This window comes from Micromonospora sp. URMC 107, assembly GCF_051386315.1.
GTDB lineage: Bacteria > Actinomycetota > Actinomycetes > Mycobacteriales > Micromonosporaceae > Micromonospora.
The window spans coordinates 1-18755 of record NZ_JBPQTK010000068.1; the positions used below are offsets into that span (position 1 = coordinate 1).

The window sequence follows — 18755 nt, forward strand, 5'->3', positions numbered from 1 at the left end:
GTGGGTGGGGGCGTCCTTGCGGAGCTGGTCGGCCAGGTGGGCGGGCATCGGGTCGTAGCGGACGAAGTGGCGGCGGAACGTGCCGGTGCCCGACGTCATGGAGCGCAGCTCGACCGCGTAGCGGAGCAGCTCCGTGGCGGGCACCTCGGCGCGGACCACGGTGCGGCCCTCGGCCTCGGGGTCGGCCTCGGTGCCGAGCACCCGGCCCCGCCGACCGGACAGGTCGCCCATCACCGCGCCCATCGAGGAGTCGGGCACCCGGACCACCACCTCGTCGACCGGCTCCAGCAGTGCCGGCTGGCCCTTCTCGGCGGCGTCGCGCAGGGCGAGCGCCCCGGCGGTCTGGAAGGCCGCGTCGGAGGAGTCGACGCTGTGCGCCTTGCCGTCGACGAGGGTCACCCGCAGGTCCACCACCGGGTGGCCGGCGACCAGGCCGCGCTCCATCTGGGCGCGTACGCCCTTCTCGACGGAGGGGACGTAGTTGTGCGGCACCGCACCGCCGACCACCCGGTCGACGAACTCGAAGCCGGCGCCGGGCGGCAGCGGCTCGACCTCGATGTCGCAGACGGCGTACTGGCCGTGGCCGCCGGACTGCTTGACGTGCCGGCCGTGCCCCGACGCCCGGACGGTCAGCGTCTCGCGCAGCGCCACGCGGACCGGCTCGGTCTCCAGCTCCACCCCGCCGGCGCGCAGCCGCTCCAGCACCACGTCGGCGTGCGCCTCGCCCATGCACCAGAGCACCAGCTGGTGGGTCTCCGGGTTGCGTTCCAGCCGCATGGTGGGGTCGCCGGCGACCAGGCGGGCCAGGTTCCGGGCGAGGGCGTCCTCGTCGGCGCGGCTGCGGGCCACGACGGCCACCGGCAGCAGCGGCTCGGGCATCTCCCAGGGGGCGATCAGCAGCGGGTCGTCCTTGGCGGAGATGGTGTCGCCGGTCTCCGCGCTGCCCGACTTGGTGAGCGCGCAGATGTCGCCCGCCACGCAGGCGCCCACCTCGCGCAGGCTCGCGCCCAGCGGCGTGTAGACGTGGCCCACCCGCTCGTCGGCGTCGTGGTCGGGGTGCCCCCGCTCGGCCAGCCCGTGCCCGGAGACGTGCACGGTCTGCTCGGGGCGCAGCGTGCCGGAGAAGACGCGGACCAGGGAGACCCGGCCGACGTGCCGGTCCACGGTCGTCTTGACCACCTCGGCGACCAGCGGCCCGTCCGGGTCACAGGTCAGCGGCGGCCGTGGGGAGCCGTCCACCCCGGCGATCGCGGGCAGCTCGTGCTCCAGCGGCGAGGGGAAGCCGGCGGTGAGCACCTCCAGCAGCGCGTCCAGCCCGACCCCGGTCTCGGCGCAGACCGGCACCACCGGGTAGAAGTGGCCCCGCGCGACCGCCTTCTCCAGGTCCTCGATCAGCACGTCCGTGCCGATCTCCTCGCCGGAGAGGTAACGGTCCATCAGGGACTCGTCCTCGCTCTCGGCGATGATCCCCTCGATCAGCTCGTCGCGGGACTCGACGATGGCGGGCAGGTGCTCCGGGTCCGGCTCGCGCACCTGGGCCGGCAGGCCGGCGGTGTAGTCGAAGACGCGGCGGGTGACCAGGCCGAGCAGGCCGACGGTGGAGACCCCGTCGTCGCCGAGCATCGGCAGGTAGAGCGGGAGCACGTTGTCGCCGAAGACCCGCTGGCACAGCGCCACGGCCTCGTCGAAGTCGGCGCGCGGGTGGTCCAGCCGCGCCACGGCGACCGCCCGGGGCATGTCCACCGCCGCGCACTCCTCCCAGAGGGCGGCGGTGGCGGCGTCCATCCCGTCGACGGCGGAGACCACGAACAGCGCCGCGTCGGCGGCCCGCAGCCCCGCCCGCAGCTCGCCGACGAAGTCGGCGTAGCCGGGGGTGTCGAGCAGGTTGACCTTGATCCCGTCGTGCAGCAACGGCGCGCAGGCCAGGCTCACCGAGCGCTGCTGGCGTACGGCTGCCGGGTCGTGGTCGCAGACGGTGGTGCCGTCGGCGACGGTGCCGGCCCGGCCGATCGTGCCGCTCGCCGCGAGCAGCGCCTCGACCAGCGTCGTCTTGCCCGCTCCGGAGTGCCCGACGAGCACCACGTTGCGGATCCTGCCGGGCTCCGTCACCACCGGCGTGCCGCCGGCGGCCCCCTTCTCCTGAATCTTCTGCGCCATGGGGCGCACCTCCCTCAGCCGTGGTTGGTGGCGACCGCCGCGCGCGACGGGGAAGCGGCCCGGTCGGGTTCCGCGGCGACATCCTCCGGTGCTGTGCCGGGTTGCGGGTAATCAACGGGCGGGTGGGTGAGCTGGCTCACGTCCCTGGCTCGATCTCACACCCGATCCGGGGCCGGCACAAGGCTCCGTCCCCGCGGGTCGCCTGACCGGCCGTACCGCTGCTGCTACGCGGACCGTTATCGTGGGACCGCCATGGCGAAGATCTTCCAAGTGTCGGCCCGCGCGGGGATGACCCGTGTCGTTGAGCCGGTCGCACGCCGCCTGCTCCGAGCGGGCGTAACACCCAACGCGGTCACCGTGGCGGGCACCCTCGGGGTGCTCGTCGGCGCGCTCGGCTTCGGTGCCCGCGGTCATCTGGTCGCCGGGGCCCTGATAGTGACCTTCTTCGCGCTCACCGACCTGCTCGACGGGACGATGGCCCGGATGAGCGGGGGCGCCACGAAGTTCGGGGCGTTCCTCGACTCGAGCATGGACCGGATCGCCGACAGCGCCGTCTTCGGCGCGGTGGCGTACTGGCTGGCCACCCAGCACCAGTACTCGGGCGTCGCCGCCGCGCTGCTCTGCCTGGCCGCCGGTGGGCTGGTCTCCTACGTCAAGGCCCGCGCCGAGGGCCTCGGCATGACCTGCAACGTGGGCGTCGCCGAGCGCACCGAGCGGCTGCTCATCGTCGGCGTCGGCGGGCTGCTCACCGGCGTCGGCGTCGACCCGGCGCTGGAGGTCGCGCTCTGGCTGCTCGCCGCCGTGTCGATCTTCACCGTGGGCCAGCGGATGGCGCACGTCTACCGCCAGGCCCAGCGGGTGCACACCCCGGGCGGGCAGGGGTGAGCGCGACACCCGCGGGTCGGCCGCGGCCGGGGGGCCGGCGCCGGTGAACCTCACCGAGCTCGGCTACGTCGCCGGCTGGCGCGTGATCCGCGCGCTGCCCCGGTCCGTCACGGCCGCGGCGTTCCGGGCGGGCGCCGACCGCGCCCACCGCCGCGGCGGCGGGGGTACGGCCCGACTGCGCGCGAACCTGCGCCGGGTGGTCGGCCCCGACCTGCCGGAGGCCGAGCTCGACGAGCTGGTCCGCCGCGGCCTGCGCTCGTACGCCCGCTACTGGCTGGAGGCGTTCCGGCTGCCCGCGCTCAGCCGGACGGAGATCCTGGCCGGCTTCCGGCTCGACGGCGAGGAGAAGCTCGCCGCCGACGTGGCGGCCGGCCGGGGCGCGGTGGTGGCGCTGCCGCACGCCGGCAACTGGGACGCCGCCGGCGCCTGGGTCGCGGCGACCGGCTGGCCGATCACCACCGTCGCGGAGCGGCTCCGGCCCGAGGGCGTCTACCAGCGGTTCCTCGCCTTCCGCCGCAGCCTGGGCATGGAGATCCTGCCCACCCACGGCGGCGAGCGGAACGCCTTCGACGTGCTGGTGGATCGGGTCCGGGCCGGCACGGTGGTGCCGCTGCTGGCCGACCGTGACCTCTCGGCGCGGGGCGTGGAGGTCGAGTTCTTCGGCCACCGCACCCGGATGCCCCCCGGCCCGGCCCTGCTCGCGCTGCGCACGGGAGCGCCCCTCTACGTCGCCTCGATGTGGTACGAAGCGGACGCGGCGTGCGCGTCGATCGAGGGACCCCTGCCGCTGCCCGGCCCGGAGGAGGGCCCGCTCGACCAGCGGGTCCGGTCGCTGACCCAGCGGATCGCCGACGGTCTGGCGGCGGGCATCGCCCGGCATCCGGAAGACTGGCACATGTTGCAGCGGATGTGGCTGGACCAGCACGGCACGGGTGGCGGCGCGACCCTGCCCTCCCCGGCCGCCGGACAGGCGTGAGGGAGGCGTTTGCACGTGCGCATCGGCATCGTGTGCCCGTACTCCTTCGACGTGCCCGGTGGGGTGCAGAACCACGTCATGGACCTTGCCGAGGCGCTGATCGGGCTCGGCCACGAGGTGAGCGTGCTCGCCCCGGCCGACGAGGACTCCCCGCTGCCGCCGTACGTGGTGCCGGCGGGCCGGGCCGTGCCGCTGCCGTACAACGGCTCGGTGGCCCGGATCGCCTTCGGCCCGGTCTCCACCGCGCGGGTGCGGCGCTGGATCATCCGGGGCGAGTTCGACGTGCTGCACGTGCACGAGCCGCTGACCCTGAGCCTGTCGCTGCTGGCCGTGCTCTCCGCCCGGGGCCCGGTGGTGGCCACCTTCCACACCGCGATGACCCGGTCGCGGGCGCTGGCCGCCGCGCAGGGCGTGCTCCAGATCGTGCTGGAGCGGATCACCGCCCGGATCGCGGTGAGCGCCCTGGCGCGCAAGGTGCAGGTCGAGCACATGGACGGCGGCGCGGTGGAAATCCCGAACGGGGTGGCCGTCGCCAAGTTCAGTCACGCGCTGCCCCTGCCGGGCTGGCCGGGGGAGTGCCCGCCGGGGCGGGACGGCGCGATCGGGTTCCTCGGCCGGTTCACCGAGGCCCGCAAGGGGTTCCCCATCCTGCGGGACGCCTTCGTGGAGCTGGCCCGGCAGCGTCCCGGCCTGCGGCTGCTGGTCGCCGGCCCCGGCGACGCCGACGACCTGTACGGGCGGTTCCCGGCCGACCTGCGGGACCGGGTGACCTTCCTCGGGCTGGTCTCCGAGGAGGACAAGGCGCGGATGTTGCGCAGCGTGCACCTCTACGTGGCGCCGAACACCGGCGGGGAGTCCTTCGGCATGATCCTCACCGAGGCGCTCGCGGCGGGCACGACCGTCGTCGCCAGCGACCTCGACGCGTTCCGCCGCGTGCTCGACGGCGGCCGGGCCGGCCGGCTGTTCCCGACCGGGGACCCGGCCGCGCTGCGTGCCGCCCTGGCGGACCTGCTCGATGACGCCGACGCCCGGGCCGCGCTGACCGCCTGCGGTGACCAGGTGGTGGCCACCTTCGACTGGCCCGTGGTCGCCCGGCGGGTGCTGGAGGTGTACGCGGCGGCGATCGAGGCCACCGACGGGCGGGTCATGGACACCGAATGGGTGGGGCTGGACTGACGATGCCGGGCTTCTGGTGGGTGGTGGCCGCGACCCTGGTCGTCGGGCTGGTCGCGGCGTACCTCGTCTGGACCGCCGGCCGGGTGGGCCGGTTGCACGCGCGGGCGGAGCTGGCGGCCCGCGCCCTGGAGGCCCACCTGCTGCGCCGGGCGGCGGCCGCCGCCGTCCTGGCCGAGCGCCGCTACGGCGTCGAGCTGTACGCGGCGGCGCGGATCGCGCTGGACGCCGAGCCGGACGAGCGGGAGGCCGCCGAGAACGACCTCACCCGTCAGCTGCGGGCGGTGGAACTGGACCCGACCGACCCGGACTGCGAGGCGGTGATCGCCGCGAGCCGGCGGCTCGCTCTGGCCCGCCAGGTGCACACCGACCTGGTCCGCGACGCCCGGGCGGCGCGGGGCCGCCCGCTGGTGCGCCTGTTGCGGATGGGGCGCCGCCGCCCGTGGCCGCGCTACTTCGACATCGACGACCCCACGCTCACCGTCCCGGCCGACGTCCCGACCGGCTGAACGGGGCGCAGGCGCGCGGGGCGCATCGCGGATGGGACGGGCGGGGAGGAACCGGCGACGGCCGGTGACGACTGCCACAGTGCAGGCCACCGTGGGCCTGATTGGCTGTCGGATCGGCGTTGGGACCGTCGTAGCATTTCCGCAGCCACCCCCCGAGCACGTTCGAGGAGCGATGACCCGTGCCCGAAACCACTGCCCAGAACGCTAGCGCCAGCCCCGTCACCGGCACCGCCCGCGTCAAGCGCGGCATGGCCGAGATGCTCAAGGGCGGCGTGATCATGGACGTGGTCAACGCCGAGCAGGCCAAGATCGCCGAGGACGCCGGCGCCGTCGCGGTGATGGCGCTCGAGCGGGTGCCCGCCGACATCCGTGCCCAGGGCGGGGTGTCCCGGATGAGCGACCCCGACATGATCGACGGCATCATCGACGCCGTCTCCATCCCGGTCATGGCCAAGGCCCGGATCGGCCACTTCGTGGAGGCCCAGATCCTCCAGTCGCTCGGCGTCGACTACGTCGACGAGTCCGAGGTGCTGACCCCGGCCGACTACGCCAACCACATCGACAAGTGGGCCTTCACCGTCCCCTTCGTCTGCGGGGCGACCAACCTCGGCGAGGCCCTGCGCCGGATCACCGAGGGCGCGGCCATGATCCGCTCCAAGGGCGAGGCCGGCACCGGTGACGTCTCCAACGCCACCACCCACATGCGCAAGATCCGCCAGGAGATCCGCCGGCTGGCCTCGCTGCCGGCCGACGAGCTGTACGTGGCCGCCAAGGAGCTCCAGGCGCCGTACGAGCTGGTCAAGGAGGTCGCCGAGAGCGGCAAGCTGCCGGTGGTGCTGTTCACCGCCGGTGGGATCGCCACCCCGGCCGACGCCGCGATGATGATGCAGCTCGGCGCCGAGGGCGTCTTCGTCGGCTCCGGCATCTTCAAGTCCGGCAACCCGGCGCAGCGGGCCGCCGCGATCGTGAAGGCCACCACCTTCCACGACGACCCGGACGTGCTGGCGAAGGTCTCGCGGGGCCTGGGCGAGGCGATGGTCGGCATCAACGTCGACGACATCCCGCAGCCGCACCGCCTGGCCGAGCGCGGCTGGTGAGGAAGGGCCCTTCCGTGCGCTTCCGGGCGGCGGAGGGGCCACCGCGGCAGGTCGACGAGAGGAACGGTGACATGAGCGACGCACCCGTCATCGGCGTGCTCGCCCTGCAGGGCGACGTCCGCGAGCACGTCGCCGCGCTCGCCGCGGCCGGCGCGGACGCCCGCCCCGTACGCCGTGCGCGGGAGCTGGACGCGGTGGACGGGCTGGTGATCCCCGGCGGCGAGTCCACCACGATCAGCAAGCTCGCCGACATCTTCGAGCTGCGCGAGCCGATCGACAAGCGCATCGCCGACGGGATGCCGGTCTACGGCTCCTGCGCCGGCATGATCATGCTGGCCTCCGACGTCCTCGACGGCCGTCCCGACCAGCGCGGCTTCGCCGGCATCGAGATGACCGTGCGGCGCAACGCCTTCGGCCGGCAGGTCGACTCGTTCGAGGCGTCGGTGGGGATCACCGGCGTCGAGGGCGGGCCGTTCCACGCGGTGTTCATCCGGGCGCCGTGGGTCGAGCGGGTCGGCGACGGCGTCGAGGTGCTCGGCACCGTGACCGAGGGCCCGGCCGCCGGCCGGATCGTGGCGGTGCGGCAGGGCAACCTGCTGGCCACCTCGTTCCACCCGGAGCTGACCGGCGACGCGCGGGTGCACGCGTACTTCGTGGAGTTGGTCCGCGCGGCCCGCTGAGCGGTCCCGTGGCACGTCGGGCGGGGTCTCCTCCCTGGGGAGGGGCCCCGCCCGCGCCGTCCACCCGGCGCCGGGACGCGGGCCCGGGCCGCCCCCGTCGCCCCTCGTCGCACCGCACGGGACGGGCCCGCGCCGTGCCGCGCGTGACAGCCACCCGCCGGACGTCGGTAGGATTGCCGAGATTCGGCGGGGCCAGCTGCCCGTCACGGCTTTCCCGCAGGGCTGACCGGCACCACCGCGTGCGCCGGCGGGGGCAGGGCGTGCGCGGTCGGTCGATGCAGACGGCGGGTAGCAACGGAGGTAGCAGATGTCCGGCCACTCAAAGTGGGCGACGACCAAGCACAAGAAGGCGGTCATCGACGCCAAGCGCGGCAAGATGTTCGCCAAGCTGATCAAGAACGTCGAGGTCGCCGCGCGGACCGGCGGCGGTGACCCGGCCGGCAACCCGACGCTCTACGACGCCATCCAGAAGGCGAAGAAGAACTCGGTCCCCAACGACAACATCGACCGCGCCGTCAAGCGCGGCTCGGGCCTGGAGGCCGGCGGCGCCGACTGGCAGACCATCATGTACGAGGGCTACGGCCCGAACGGCGTGGCGATGCTGATCGAGTGCCTCACGGACAACCGCAACCGCGCGGCGACCGAGGTGCGCACCGCACTGACCCGCAACGGCGGCTCGCTCGCCGACGCGGGCTCGGTGTCGTACATGTTCTCCCGCAAGGGCGTGGTGATCGTCCCCAAGGCCGGCACGACCGAGGACGACGTGATGATGGCGGTCCTCGACGCCGGCGCCGAGGAGGTCAACGACCTGGGCGAGGCGTTCGAGGTGGTCTCCGAGCCGACCGACCTGATCGCGGTCCGCACCGCGCTCCAGGACGCCGGCATCGAGTACGAGTCGGCCGAGTCGTCCCTGATCCCGAGCGTCAACGTCCCCCTCGACGAGGAGGGCGCCCGCAAGATCTTCAAGCTGATCGACGTGCTGGAGGACTGCGACGACGTGCAGAACGTCTACGCGAACTTCGACGTCAGCGACGAGGTGATGGAGGCCGTCGGCTGATCCCGACGTCCCCGGTGCGCGGGCCGGCGCCGCTACGACCGCCGTCGACTCCCGGCGCCGCCGGAGCCGACGGCGGGAGGCGGTGGCCCCCACGCCAGCCCTCGGCCGCCGCGGGCTGTCCGACCGCGACCGACCCGCCGGACGCGCGGGGGCTCGTGGTCGGGGGTGTGCCACCCCGCGCTGGTTAGGCTGCGGGGTGTGGATCCCTCGGGTCGTGCGCAGCGAAGCGGTGGTCGGGCGGGCGGGGTTCGCCGGTTCGCGCCGGGCGACGTCGTGGTCCGGCGCGAGGTCCTGCGCGGCGAGGTGTGGTTCGGCTGCCCGACGATCTGCGTCGAGGACTCGCCCGACCTGCTCGTGCTCTACCTGCCGCCGGGTGCCGAGTTCGGCTTCCCCGAGGCCGGCAGCTTCCCGTGCGGCCGGCACCCGTGGCAGGTCGCCGGGCACCGGGCGTGGAGCGGGCACGGCAAGCTGATGCTGCACCGCCCGGGCGAGGCGCACTCCGTGGACGTCTTCTGGACCGGTCCGGAGCGCGCCTTCGCCGGGTGGTACTTCAACCTCCAGGACCCGGTGCGGCGTACCCCGATCGGGGTGGACACCCTCGACCACGAGCTGGACCTCTGGTGGGGCGCGGCCGACGAGCGCTACGTCTGGAAGGACGTGGAGATGTTCGCCCAGCGCCTCGCGGAGGGGCGCTACCCCGGGATGGCCGACGCGATCCGGGCCGAGGGCGACCGGATCGCCGCCCTGCTCGACGCGGGGGAGCGCTGGTGGGACGAGGCGTGGTCGGCCTGGCGACCGGACCCGGCCTGGCCGGTCCCGGCCCTGCCGCCCGGCTGGGACACGGTCCCGCCGTCGCGCTGACCGCCCGGTTACGCCCCGCCCGGGACGCGATGCCACCCGGGGACCCGATGCCGCCCGGCACGCCGGGGACGCGATGCCGCCCGGCACGCCGGGGACGCGATGCCACCCGGCACGCCGGGGACGCGATGCCGCCCGGCACGCCGGGGCGTGCCGGGCGACGCCGCTCAGCCCAGCGTCTCGCGCGAGCGCCACGCCGTCCGGACCGAGGTGCGGCCGTTGGTGCGCAGCAGCGAACCCTCGTACACCCGGGCCCCGGCGGCCACGAACGCGGCGGCCGCGACCAGCAGCAGGACCAGGGACACCAGCGGCTCCCAGCCGGCCGCGTCCCCGGTGAACAGCCGCAACGGCATGGCCGTCGGCGCGGAGAACGGCAGGTAGGACAGCACCCGCATGGCGGTCGCGTTGTCGTTCAGGAAGATCACCGCGAAGAACGGCAGCATGACCGCGAGCTGCACCGGCGTCGACACGCCCGCGATGTCCTCCTGGCGGTTCACCAGCGCCCCGGCCGCCGCCCACATGGCCGCGACCAGCACGAAGCCGAGCAGGAAGAACGGCAGGAACCAGCCGATCGCCGGGGCCAGCAGCGAGAGCAGTCCGCCACTGTCGCCGAACTGCACCCCGATCAGGGCGACCAGGGCGACGAGGGCGATCTGCCCGAGGGCCAGCACCGTGCCGGCGATCATCTTGCCGGCCAGCAGCGCCCGCACGGGCACCGCGGCCACCAGGATCTCCACGATCCGGGTCTGCTTCTCCTCGACGATGCTCTGGGCGATCTGCACGCCGAAGGTCTGCGAGGTGACGAAGAAGATGAACGCGAAGGCGAACGGCACCAGGAAGGCCACCACCGGGTCCACGGCGTCGGGGTCCAGCAGCCGGACGGCGGGCTGGGTGCTCAGCGCGGCCACCACGTCGTCGGGGGCCTCGTCCATGGCCAGCACCGCCGGTCCGGAGACCACCGCGGCGTCGACGTCGCCATCGCGTACGGCCTGCTCGGCGGCGCGGTCGTCGGGGACCGTCCGCACCTCGAGCCCCGCCTCGCGCAGCGGGCCGGCCGCCGCCGCGGTCACCGCCACGCTCGACGGGCCGCCGGAGAGCAGCGGCGGCAGGATGGTCGCGGCGGCGGCGATCAGCAGGAAGAACAGGGTGCTGAACAGGAAGGTGCGGTCGCGCAGCTTGACCCGGATCTCCCGGGCGGCGACCAGCCGGGTGGCCTGCGTGGTGTTCACTGGGCGACCTCTCGGAAGATCTCGGTGAGGGACGGGCTGACCGGGCGGAACGCGCGGACCGGGCCGCGGGCCAGCGCCGCGTGCAGGACCGGCTGCTCGTCCGCGCCGGGCGCGAGGTCGAACACGGCGCGCGCGCCGTCCAGGTCGACCAGGGTCACGCCGGGCTGGTCCCGCAGCCAGCCGGCGTCGGTCTCCACCACCAGCTCGTACCGGGGCACGGTGTACGTCGCGCGCAGCTCCTCCCGGCTGCCGGCGGCCCGGATCACGCCGCCACCGATGATCACCAGGTCGTCGCAGAGCCGCTCGACGACGTCCAGCTGATGGCTGGAGAACAACACCGGCGCGCCCGCGGCGGCCCGCTCCCGCAGGACCGCCACGACCGTGTCCACGGCCAGCGGGTCGAGCCCGGAGAACGGCTCGTCGAGCACCAGCACCTCGGGGTCGTGCACCAGGGCGGCGGCGATCTGCGCCCGCTGCTGGTTGCCCAGCGACAGCGTCTCGAGCAGGTCGTCGCCGCGCTCGGCGAGCCCGACCCGCTCCAGCAGCGCGTCCGTGCTGCGCCGCGCGGCGTCGGCGGTCATCCCGTGCAGCCGGCCCAGGTAGGACACCTGCTCCCGGACGCTCATCTTCGGGTAGAGGCCGCGCTCCTCCGGCATGTAGCCGAAGCGCTGGCGGGCCTGCCTGGTCAGCGGCGCCCCCTGCCAGGTGATCTCGCCGCCGTCCGGGGCGAGCACCCCGAGGATGATCCGCATGGTGGTGGTCTTGCCGGCGCCGTTGCCGCCCACGAAGCCGGTCATCCGGCCGGCGGCCACGTCGAAGGACACGTTCTGGAGCACCCGCCGGTCGCCGAAGCTGCGGTCGACGCCGTCGAGGCGGAGCACGTTGGTCACGGCGTTCACGCTAGATCGTCGGCCGCCGCCCGCCGTCCGTCCCGAGATCGAGCGCGCCGTCCCCCTCGTGGCGGAGGCCGGTCAGCGGCCGGGACGCACCACCCCGTGCTCGTACGCGAAGACCACCGCCTGCACCCGGTCGCGCAGGCCCAGCTTGGCGAGCACCCGGCTGACGTGCGTCTTCACCGTCGCCTCGCCCAGGTGCAGCTCGGCGGCGATCTCGGCGTTGCTGGCGCCGCCGGCGACCAGGACCAGGACCTCCCGCTCGCGGGGGGTGAGGTCCCGCAGCGCCGCCTCGGGAGCCGTCCTCGGGCCGCCCCGCGTGACGGGCTCGCCGGGGCGGGCGAAGGTGGCGATCACCCGCCGGGTGAGTTCCGGGGCGAGTAGGCCGTCGCCCCGGGCGAGCACCCGGATCGCCTCGATCAGGGCCTCCGGGGTGCCGTTCTTGAGCAGGAAGCCGCTGGCTCCGGCGCGCAGCGCGGCGAACAGGTAGTCGTCCCGGTCGAAGGTGGTGAGGATCAGCACGGCCGGCCCGCCCGGCCTGTCCTCCTCGGCGGTGATCCGCCGGGTGGCCTCCAGCCCGTCCATCCCGGGCATCTCCACGTCCATCAGCACCACGTCCGGCCGCAGCGCCCGGGTCATGCTGGCGGCGCGCTCGCCGTCGGCGGCCTCCCCGACGACCTCGATGTCGTCCTCCACCTCCAGGATGACCCGGAAGCCGGTGCGGACCAGGTGCTGGTCGTCGGCGAGCAGCACGCGGACCGGACGGTCGATCCCGGGCACCGCCTGGTCGGCGCTCACGCCGGCCGCCCCACCGGCTGCGGCAGCGGGAACCGGGCCCGGACCCGCCAGCCGCCGCCGGTCCGCGGGCCCGCCTCCAACTCGCCGCCGTGGGCGGCGACCCGCTCGCGCATCCCGACCAGGCCGAGCCCGTCGGCGTTCGCCGGGCGGGTGGCCCGTCCGTCATCGGTCACGTCGACCTCCACCTCGTGTGCCAGGTAGCGGATCCGCACGTCGAGCGCGGTCGCGCCGGCGGCGTGCTTCAGCGCGTTCGTCACGGCCTCCTGGGCCACCCGGTACGCCGCCTGGGAGACCGAGTCCGGCAGTGGCGCCGGATCGCCGTACACCCCCATGGTGGTCCGCAGCCCGGCCTCGCGGGCGCGCTCGACCACGGCCGCGACCTGGTCGATCCCGGCGGGACCCGGCTGCTCCGCGCGCTCCGGGCCGCCGTCGCGGGCGCGGAGCAGGCCGAGCATCCGGCGCAGCTCGTCGACGGCCGTGCGGGCGGTCTCCTCGATCGCGCTCAGCGCCGCGCGGGCCTTGACCGGGTCCTTGTCGAACACCCGGCGGGCGGCGGACGCCTGCACCCCCATCACCGACACGTGGTGGGCGACCACGTCGTGCAGCTCCCGGGCGATGCGGAGCCGCTCGCCCACCACCGCGTGCTCGCGGATCTCGGCCTGCGAGCGGCGCAGCTCCTCGGCCCGCGCCTGCACCTCGTGCTGACGCCGGGCGGCCAGCCACGCGGTCTCCCCGAAGAAGTACGCGAACCCGAAGAAGAGGCCGTTGACCAGCACCCCGTTCACCATCGCCGCGAGCACCGGGGGCACGGGCCCGACCGCGCGGGCGAACGCGTCCGCCGGGATGCTGTCGATCGTGAGGGCGTAGTACGCGCCCAGCCAGATGAACATGGTGGCGATGACGCCGATGCGCAGCCGCCGGGCCAGCCGGCGGTCGGGGCCCCACGCGCCGAGGGAGTAGAGGGCCGCGAAGAGCCCCCAGGAGGCGAGCTGCGTCTCCGGGGCGGAGCGCGCCTGGGCGGCGATGAACCCGATCGAGACGACCAGGGTGACGGCGGCGGGGAACCGGCGCCGCCAGATCAGCGGCAGCGTCAACGCGACGGTCCAGAAGACCTGCTCGGGCCCGGACGGCGGCGGCCCCAGCAGGAACGCTCCGGTGCTGCGGGCCAGGGTGAGGCTGACCAGCGCCAGGAGGGTTGCCGCCAGCCCGACGTAGACGTCGAACCGCCGCTGTTCCGGGGTCGGCCCCGGCCGCCGCCAGTCGTCGTCCGTCACGGTGTTCATCCAGGTCAGGATCTCATCCCGCCGGGCGCCGCCGGGCGGGTGGCCCGACCCGGGTGGGCCAGGCCCTGGCACGCCGCGACCCGGCGGGTGGCCGGTGCCGCCACGCGCGACGGCCCGGCACGCGTGGCGTGCCGGGCCGTCGCGATCGTGGATCAGGTGCGGTTGCGCCATGCCTTGACGGCGCTGTCGAGGATGTCCCAGAGCGTCACCAGCACGGTGCCGGCGATCACCGCGGTCGCCACCAGGTTCAGGTTGTCGCCCTCGCCGAGCCAGTCGAAGCGGGCCACGAGGTCGGGGTTGAGCAGCCGGTCGGTCGACATCAGCCAGACCACCGGCACCGCGAACGCCAGGTCGAGCACCGCGTTCACAGCGACCAGCGGCCAGGTCCAGCGTCCGGCCCGGTACTTGGCGAACTCCAGGCCGATCGTGGCCACCAGCACCACGATCAGGAACGGCAGCCAGAAGCTCCACAGCGCGGGATCGAGGATCGGCAGGTTGTCGTCGCCGTCGGTGGGCACGAACGACCGGAAGTGCTGCATCGGCAGGTAGGCGATGACCAGTGCCAGGAAGGTGACCGAGGCGGCGATGTCGGTCAGGGTGATCTGCCGGTCGGCGGTGTCCTCCGGCAGCTGGTCGACGCTCCACGCGGGCAGGTGCAGGGGGGTCTTGGTGCGCTCCAGCACCGCGAAGACCACGGTCACCCAGAAGGCGATCTGGACGGCCACCTGGATGGCGGTGGAGACGCCCGTGCCGATCCCCTCGCCCACGTCGCCGCCGTCGGCGACCCGGAGCAGGCCGGCCAGCACGCCGACCAGGGCCGGGATGAAGCTGAGCAGCAGCTTCATCAGCCGCGCCCAGGCCAGGTAGTAGGCCGGGCCGATGAGCTGCAACCGGCGGTCGGCGTAGCGGGCGGCGAGCTTGTCCGGGTCGCCGAGCTCGGTGAGCACCTCCCGCTCGGCGGTGGTGGCGTCCTGCCCACCGGCCGTGCGGCCCTCGACCATGTCCTCGATCGAGGCGCGCAGCTCGGTGGCGATCTCCTCGCGGCGCGCGACCGGCACCGAGCGCAGGGTCGCGGCGAGGTATCGGTCGGTCAGGGTGGTCATCGGTCGGCTCCTTCGATCAGTCCGGTCAGGGAGGTCTGCACTGTGGCGAGGTCGGTGAGGAGCCGGCCCAGCACCGACTCGCCCTCCTCGCTGGTCCGGTAGAACTTGCGCGGCCGGCTCTCCTCGGTGTTCCACTCGCTGGTCAGCAGCCCCTGCTCCTCCAGTCGCCGCAGCAGCGGGTAGAGCGTGTTTGCGTCGACCGGAAAGCCGTGGTCGGCGAGGCGTTGCAGCAACGCGTAGCCGTAGTCGGGGCGGCGCAGCGCGACGAGGCTCGCCACCACCACGGTGCCCCGACGCAACTCCTGAAGGTGCGTTCGCAGGATCTCATCGCTCACCATGCGTCACACCATACTGTGTGGCACACACTATCGTCCAGCCAACATCATCGTGTCGCTTCGGATCAGTGTGTTCGGGCGAGGCAGACGGGGGCGGACCCCCGCGGGGATCCGCCGCCGTGGGGCCGACCGTCAGCAGGGCCGGCCCTCCCGGAAACCGCGCTCGACGACGGACGCCAGTCCGACCTCGAGGTAGCCCACCCCCGGCCGGATCGGGTGCCCGGTGAACAGCTCGACCCGGGAACCGACCCGCACCAGGTACGCCGAGTCGTCGCCCGCGTCGTTGCGGATCATCGAGCCGCGCGGGCCGTAGATCTCCTCCAGCGCGGCGAAGGGCATGCCCACCCCCGCACCGGCGGGCGTACGCGGCGGCGCGGTGGCGGTGCCCACCGAGACCAGCCGCCCGTCGCGGAAGGCCAGGATGATCTTGCCCGCCCAGGCTCCGGTGACGCCGGTGTGGACCGTGCGGCCGCAGCCCGGCGCGACCCAGTCGATGAGGCCGGCCGCCGAGAGGCGGGCCAGGGAAGCCCCGATCCGGAACGGTCCGGCGCCCCGGACGCTGATGATCCGGACCTCGTCCCGGTCGGCGACGGCGTCGCCGACGGAACTGTCGGAAAGGTGCCCGGCGGCGACGGACGGCCGGGGTGCGGCGGCGGCCGGGGCCGCCAGGGTGATCGGCACGAGCCCGGCCGTGGCCAGCAGGGCGGTGACGACGGTGTACGAGAGACGGTGCACGGGGATCTCCTCCTCGACGGTTCGGGTGTCCTTGTCCTCTTGGTCGCCCCGCCGACCGGATCGGTTCGTCGGGTTCCCGACCGACGTGCCTGCGGCCGGCCCGGGCGTGCCGCCGAGGGCTGCCGCCGAACCGACGCGCCGTCTACTGTCGAGGCGGAACGGCGGCCGGCGGTGCCGGTGTCGGGGGTGGTGCGGTGACCAGTCCGGAGCGGATCGGGCCCTACCGGATCGAGCGGCTGCTGGGCACGGGGTCGTTCGCGACCGTCTGGCTGGGCCACGACCCGGTGCTCGACTCCCGGGTGGCGATCAAGGTGCTGGCCGAGAACTGGCACCACGACCTGCGGGTGCGGGAGCGGTTCCTCGACGAGGCCCGCCTGCTGCGCCGGCTCGACGACGAGCGGCTGATCCGCGTCCACGCCGCCGGCGAGCTGGCCGACGGCCGGCCGTACTCGGTCATGGCCTGGGCCGACGGCGGCAGCCTGCGCGACCGGCTGGCGACCGGCCCGATCCCCCCGCCCACCGCCCTGGACCTGCTGGCCGAGATCGCCGCCGGGGTCGCCGTCCTGCACCGGCACGGCGTGGTGCACCGCGACCTGACGCCGGGCAACGTCCTGTTCCGGTCCGGCCCGGACGGCGAGCGGGTGCTGATCGCCGACCTCGGGCTGGCCAAGGCCCTCGCCGCCGCCTCCGGCCTCACCGCCCGCGCCGGCACCCCGGGCTACATGGCCCCGGAGCAGGACGACCCGCTCGCCGTCGTCGACACCCGCGCCGACGTGTACGGCCTGGGCCGGCTCGGCCTCCGACTCCTCGGCGTGGACGGGGAACCCGGGACGGACCGCCGACCCCACCCGATCCGGCTGCGGGAGGGCGTGCCGCCCCGGGTGGCGGCCGTGCTGGGACGGGCGACCGCTCCCCGCCCGGCCGACCGCCACCCGGACGCCGCGGCCTTCCGCGCCGCCCTGCGCGAGGCCGCCACCGCACCCGACCGGCCGGCCACCGGGCCGCCACGCCACGGGCCGGCCGCCGCCGCGCCGCAGCCGGCAGCGTCGGGCGGACCGGCGCGGCCGGGGGGCCGGCCGGCGGGCCGGCGGCGGTTCGGCGTCGCGGGACTGGGCCTCGCGGCGCTGGTCGCCCTCGGCGCCACGGCGGGCGACGCCGCGACCGCCGGGCGGGACGCCGGCACCTGGACGAGCGGGCCGGTCACCGTCGCGCTGCCGCCCGGGTGGCGGGCCACCGGCACCGGCTGGGCCGGCCAGTACGGCGACGACGGCCGGCTCGAACCGGCCCTGGTGATGTCGCCCGACCCGCACCGGTGGGCGGCGGACCCGACCGTGCCGGGCGCCTTCGTCGGGCTGTCGACCGCCATCGCCGCGCGGACCACCCCGGCGGGATTCCTCGCCGAACGTCCGCACGCGGCGTGCGCCGCCGCGCCCGTACGCCGCACCCGACAGGGGGACGTGGACTGGGTGGTGGCCCGGTTCACCTGCGAGAAGGGCCGGCCCGAGATCGTCGAGGCCGCCGGGCTCGCGCCCGGCCGCGCCGGCCTGATCTACGTGCAGGTCACGCCCCCGTCCGGCAGCCGGGCCGACTTCGTCGACACCCTGCTGGCCGGGGTACGGGTGGGATGAGCCCCACCGGTCACCGCACCACCACGGTGACGGTGTGCGTCGTACCGCCCTGGGGGATCAGCACGGCCACGGTGCCGGGGCGGACGAACCGGATGTCGACCACCCCGGCCTCGTAGCTGCGGGAGACCAGGTCCTCCCGGTCCACGGTCACCTCGCCCGGGCCGATGCCGATGATCCGCAGCACCCCGCCCGAGGCGAAGCAGAGCGAGGTGAGCAGCGCCAGCTCGGTCTCGGCCAGCACCACGTCGTAGCGCACCGCCCCGTGGCAGGTGCCGGGCAGCCCGCTCGGCGACCGCGTCGCGGTCGGCGTACGCCCGGCGGCGGTCGTCGAGGGATCGGCCGGCGGTGGCCGCCGGGCCGGCGGGACGACGGCCGGCGTGCGGGGCGTGCCCGGGCCGGGCAGCGAGGCGGTCGACGGGGCGGCGGTCGACGGGACGGCCGGCGGCGGGCCGGGGGAGCGGGGGCTCGCCGCGGCCGGCGGTTGCACGGGCAGCGGCGCGACGGGCGCGTCCCCGCCGCCGCACGCCGCGACCGGCACGGCCAGGGCCACGGCCACGGCGGCCCTGGCGAGCCGCGGCGTGGCGAAGGCGAGCCGTGGCGCGACGAACCGGGAGCCGCCGGCGCGACGCGCCGGGCCGGCCGCGCCCCGGCGGGTGGCGCGCCCGCCGGCCGGCTCCGGCCCACGGCCCGCCACGGTCACCGCCGTCCCTCGCCGCCGGCGGGCTCCCCGGACAGCCGGTGGCGCAGCTGCCGGCGGGCCTCGTGGATCCGCGACTTGACGGTGCCCTCCGGCAGGCCGAGCAGGCCGGCGATCTCCCGATAGCCCAGCCCGAGGACGTCGCGCAGGGCCACCGCCTCGGCGAGTTCGGGGCGCAGCGCGTCGAGCGCGTCGAGCAGGTCCAGCCGGGTGCCGGCGACCACGCTCGTGCGGCGCGGGTCCACCGGGTCCGGCAGCGGCACGCCGCCGGCCTCCACCCGCCAGCGCCGGCGCAGCACCCGGTACGTGGAGCGGGCCCGGTTGGCCGTCAGCCGGTACAGCCAGGTGTGGAAGGACGACCGGCCCTCGAACCGGCCGATGCCCCGGGCCAGCGCGAGCAGCGCGTCCTGGCACGCCTCCTCGGCGTCCTCCCGGTGGGGCAACAGGCGGGCGCAGAGGCGCAGCACCTCCGGGCGGACCGCGACCAGCAGCGCGTCGAGCGCCGCGGGGTCGCCGCGCGCCGCCGATCCGGCCAGATCCTCGACACCGTCCGGGAGGGGCATCAGGTCGTCCAATGCTCGCCGGATACCGTCCGCCCAGGCTACGGCCGGCACCGCCCGACGGGTCGCCACGAGTCCGGGACCCGACTGTCGGAAGCCGTC

The 18755-nt window shown here is 75.1% G+C and carries 19 protein-coding genes; 9 read left to right on the plus strand and 10 right to left on the minus strand.

Annotation, left to right across the window (positions count from 1 at the left end):
- On the minus strand, nucleotides 1–2157 hold a 2157-nt coding region (locus tag ACSNN9_RS16850), incomplete at its 3' end, for an elongation factor G-like protein EF-G2 (RefSeq protein ID WP_436674208.1).
- Between the two features lie 252 nt (nucleotides 2158–2409).
- Here ACSNN9_RS16850 and pgsA point away from each other — a divergent pair.
- The 8 genes from pgsA (at nucleotide 2410) to ACSNN9_RS16890 (ending at nucleotide 9395) form a co-directional block, all read left to right on the plus strand.
- Nucleotides 2410–3042 carry a phosphatidylinositol phosphate synthase gene (gene pgsA / locus ACSNN9_RS16855; protein WP_436674210.1) on the plus strand — a complete coding sequence of 211 codons (633 nt, stop codon included), beginning with the start codon at nucleotides 2410–2412 and terminating at the stop codon, nucleotides 3040–3042.
- Between the two features lie 43 nt (nucleotides 3043–3085).
- Nucleotides 3086–4018: a phosphatidylinositol mannoside acyltransferase gene (locus tag ACSNN9_RS16860; RefSeq protein ID WP_358093226.1), complete on the plus strand. Its 933-nt coding sequence runs from the start codon at nucleotides 3086–3088 to the stop codon at nucleotides 4016–4018.
- A 15-nt stretch (nucleotides 4019–4033) separates the two neighbouring features.
- Complete coding sequence (locus ACSNN9_RS16865) at nucleotides 4034–5194, plus strand: glycosyltransferase family 4 protein (protein WP_436674211.1); 1161 nt, start codon at nucleotides 4034–4036, stop codon at nucleotides 5192–5194.
- Between the two features lie 2 nt (nucleotides 5195–5196).
- Nucleotides 5197–5700 carry a hypothetical protein gene (locus tag ACSNN9_RS16870; protein WP_357877012.1) on the plus strand — a complete coding sequence of 168 codons (504 nt, stop codon included), beginning with the start codon at nucleotides 5197–5199 and terminating at the stop codon, nucleotides 5698–5700.
- Between the two features lie 179 nt (nucleotides 5701–5879).
- Entirely contained in the window at nucleotides 5880–6797 is a 918-nt protein-coding gene (gene pdxS / locus ACSNN9_RS16875; RefSeq protein WP_436674213.1) for a pyridoxal 5'-phosphate synthase lyase subunit PdxS, read from the plus strand.
- Between the two features lie 71 nt (nucleotides 6798–6868).
- Entirely contained in the window at nucleotides 6869–7477 is a 609-nt protein-coding gene (gene pdxT / locus ACSNN9_RS16880) for a pyridoxal 5'-phosphate synthase glutaminase subunit PdxT (RefSeq protein WP_436674214.1), read from the plus strand.
- Between the two features lie 307 nt (nucleotides 7478–7784).
- Nucleotides 7785–8534, plus strand: coding sequence for a YebC/PmpR family DNA-binding transcriptional regulator (locus ACSNN9_RS16885; protein WP_357876942.1), 750 nt, complete (start codon nucleotides 7785–7787; stop codon nucleotides 8532–8534).
- 273 nt (nucleotides 8535–8807) lie between these two features.
- Nucleotides 8808–9395 carry a DUF402 domain-containing protein gene (locus tag ACSNN9_RS16890; protein WP_436674216.1) on the plus strand — a complete coding sequence of 196 codons (588 nt, stop codon included), beginning with the start codon at nucleotides 8808–8810 and terminating at the stop codon, nucleotides 9393–9395.
- A gap of 164 nt (nucleotides 9396–9559) precedes the next feature.
- Here the strand turns inward: ACSNN9_RS16890 and ACSNN9_RS16895 are convergent, their stop codons facing one another.
- The 7 genes from ACSNN9_RS16895 to ACSNN9_RS16925 all read right to left on the minus strand — a co-directional run bounded on the left by ACSNN9_RS16895 (nucleotide 9560) and on the right by ACSNN9_RS16925 (nucleotide 15768).
- Nucleotides 9560–10621 (minus strand): ABC transporter permease, encoded by a 1062-nt coding sequence (locus ACSNN9_RS16895; RefSeq protein WP_436674218.1) that lies wholly within the window; start codon nucleotides 10619–10621, stop codon nucleotides 9560–9562.
- Nucleotides 10618–11511, minus strand: coding sequence for an ABC transporter ATP-binding protein (locus tag ACSNN9_RS16900; protein ID WP_436674220.1), 894 nt, complete (start codon nucleotides 11509–11511; stop codon nucleotides 10618–10620). The genes ACSNN9_RS16895 and ACSNN9_RS16900 overlap by 4 nt, the downstream gene beginning before the upstream one ends.
- An 81-nt stretch (nucleotides 11512–11592) precedes the next feature.
- Nucleotides 11593–12285, minus strand: a complete 693-nt coding sequence (locus ACSNN9_RS16905) for a response regulator (RefSeq protein WP_436674242.1) — start codon at nucleotides 12283–12285, stop codon at nucleotides 11593–11595.
- Between the two features lie 23 nt (nucleotides 12286–12308).
- On the minus strand, nucleotides 12309–13595 hold the full coding sequence (locus ACSNN9_RS16910) for a sensor histidine kinase (RefSeq protein ID WP_436674222.1): 1287 nt from the start codon (nucleotides 13593–13595) through the stop codon (nucleotides 12309–12311).
- Between the two features lie 152 nt (nucleotides 13596–13747).
- A complete protein-coding gene (locus tag ACSNN9_RS16915) occupies nucleotides 13748–14698 on the minus strand; it encodes a permease prefix domain 1-containing protein (protein WP_436674223.1) in 951 nt (316 codons plus the stop codon).
- On the minus strand, nucleotides 14695–15036 hold the full coding sequence (locus tag ACSNN9_RS16920) for a PadR family transcriptional regulator (protein WP_357876920.1): 342 nt from the start codon (nucleotides 15034–15036) through the stop codon (nucleotides 14695–14697). Before ACSNN9_RS16920 ends, ACSNN9_RS16915 begins: the two co-directional genes overlap by 4 nt.
- A 129-nt stretch (nucleotides 15037–15165) precedes the next feature.
- A complete protein-coding gene (locus ACSNN9_RS16925) occupies nucleotides 15166–15768 on the minus strand; it encodes a hypothetical protein (protein WP_436674224.1) in 603 nt (200 codons plus the stop codon).
- A gap of 194 nt (nucleotides 15769–15962) precedes the next feature.
- Between ACSNN9_RS16925 and ACSNN9_RS16930 the strand changes: the two genes are divergently transcribed.
- Nucleotides 15963–17396, plus strand: a complete 1434-nt coding sequence (locus ACSNN9_RS16930) for a protein kinase domain-containing protein (RefSeq protein ID WP_436674226.1) — start codon at nucleotides 15963–15965, stop codon at nucleotides 17394–17396.
- 10 nt (nucleotides 17397–17406) lie between these two features.
- Here ACSNN9_RS16930 and ACSNN9_RS16935 read toward each other — a convergent pair whose 3' ends face one another.
- Both ACSNN9_RS16935 and ACSNN9_RS16940 read right to left on the minus strand, forming a co-directional pair.
- Entirely contained in the window at nucleotides 17407–18096 is a 690-nt protein-coding gene (locus ACSNN9_RS16935) for a hypothetical protein (RefSeq protein ID WP_436674227.1), read from the minus strand.
- A complete protein-coding gene (locus tag ACSNN9_RS16940; protein WP_436674229.1) occupies nucleotides 18093–18656 on the minus strand; it encodes an RNA polymerase sigma factor in 564 nt (187 codons plus the stop codon). Before ACSNN9_RS16940 ends, ACSNN9_RS16935 begins: the two co-directional genes overlap by 4 nt.
- Nucleotides 18657–18755 lie beyond the last annotated feature (99 nt).

Coding starts and splice junctions, on each gene's coding strand:
- pgsA (WP_436674210.1), top strand. CDS start 2,410: ATGGCGAAGATCTTCCAAGTGTCGGCCCGCGCGGGGATGACCCGTGTC.
- ACSNN9_RS16870 (WP_357877012.1), top strand. CDS start 5,197: ATGCCGGGCTTCTGGTGGGTGGTGGCCGCGACCCTGGTCGTCGGGCTG.
- pdxT (WP_436674214.1), top strand. CDS start 6,869: ATGAGCGACGCACCCGTCATCGGCGTGCTCGCCCTGCAGGGCGACGTC.
- ACSNN9_RS16885 (WP_357876942.1), top strand. CDS start 7,785: ATGTCCGGCCACTCAAAGTGGGCGACGACCAAGCACAAGAAGGCGGTC.
- ACSNN9_RS16910 (WP_436674222.1), bottom strand. CDS start 13,595: ATGAACACCGTGACGGACGACGACTGGCGGCGGCCGGGGCCGACCCCG.
- ACSNN9_RS16915 (WP_436674223.1), bottom strand. CDS start 14,698: ATGACCACCCTGACCGACCGATACCTCGCCGCGACCCTGCGCTCGGTG.
- ACSNN9_RS16920 (WP_357876920.1), bottom strand. CDS start 15,036: ATGGTGAGCGATGAGATCCTGCGAACGCACCTTCAGGAGTTGCGTCGG.
- ACSNN9_RS16940 (WP_436674229.1), bottom strand. CDS start 18,656: ATGCCCCTCCCGGACGGTGTCGAGGATCTGGCCGGATCGGCGGCGCGC.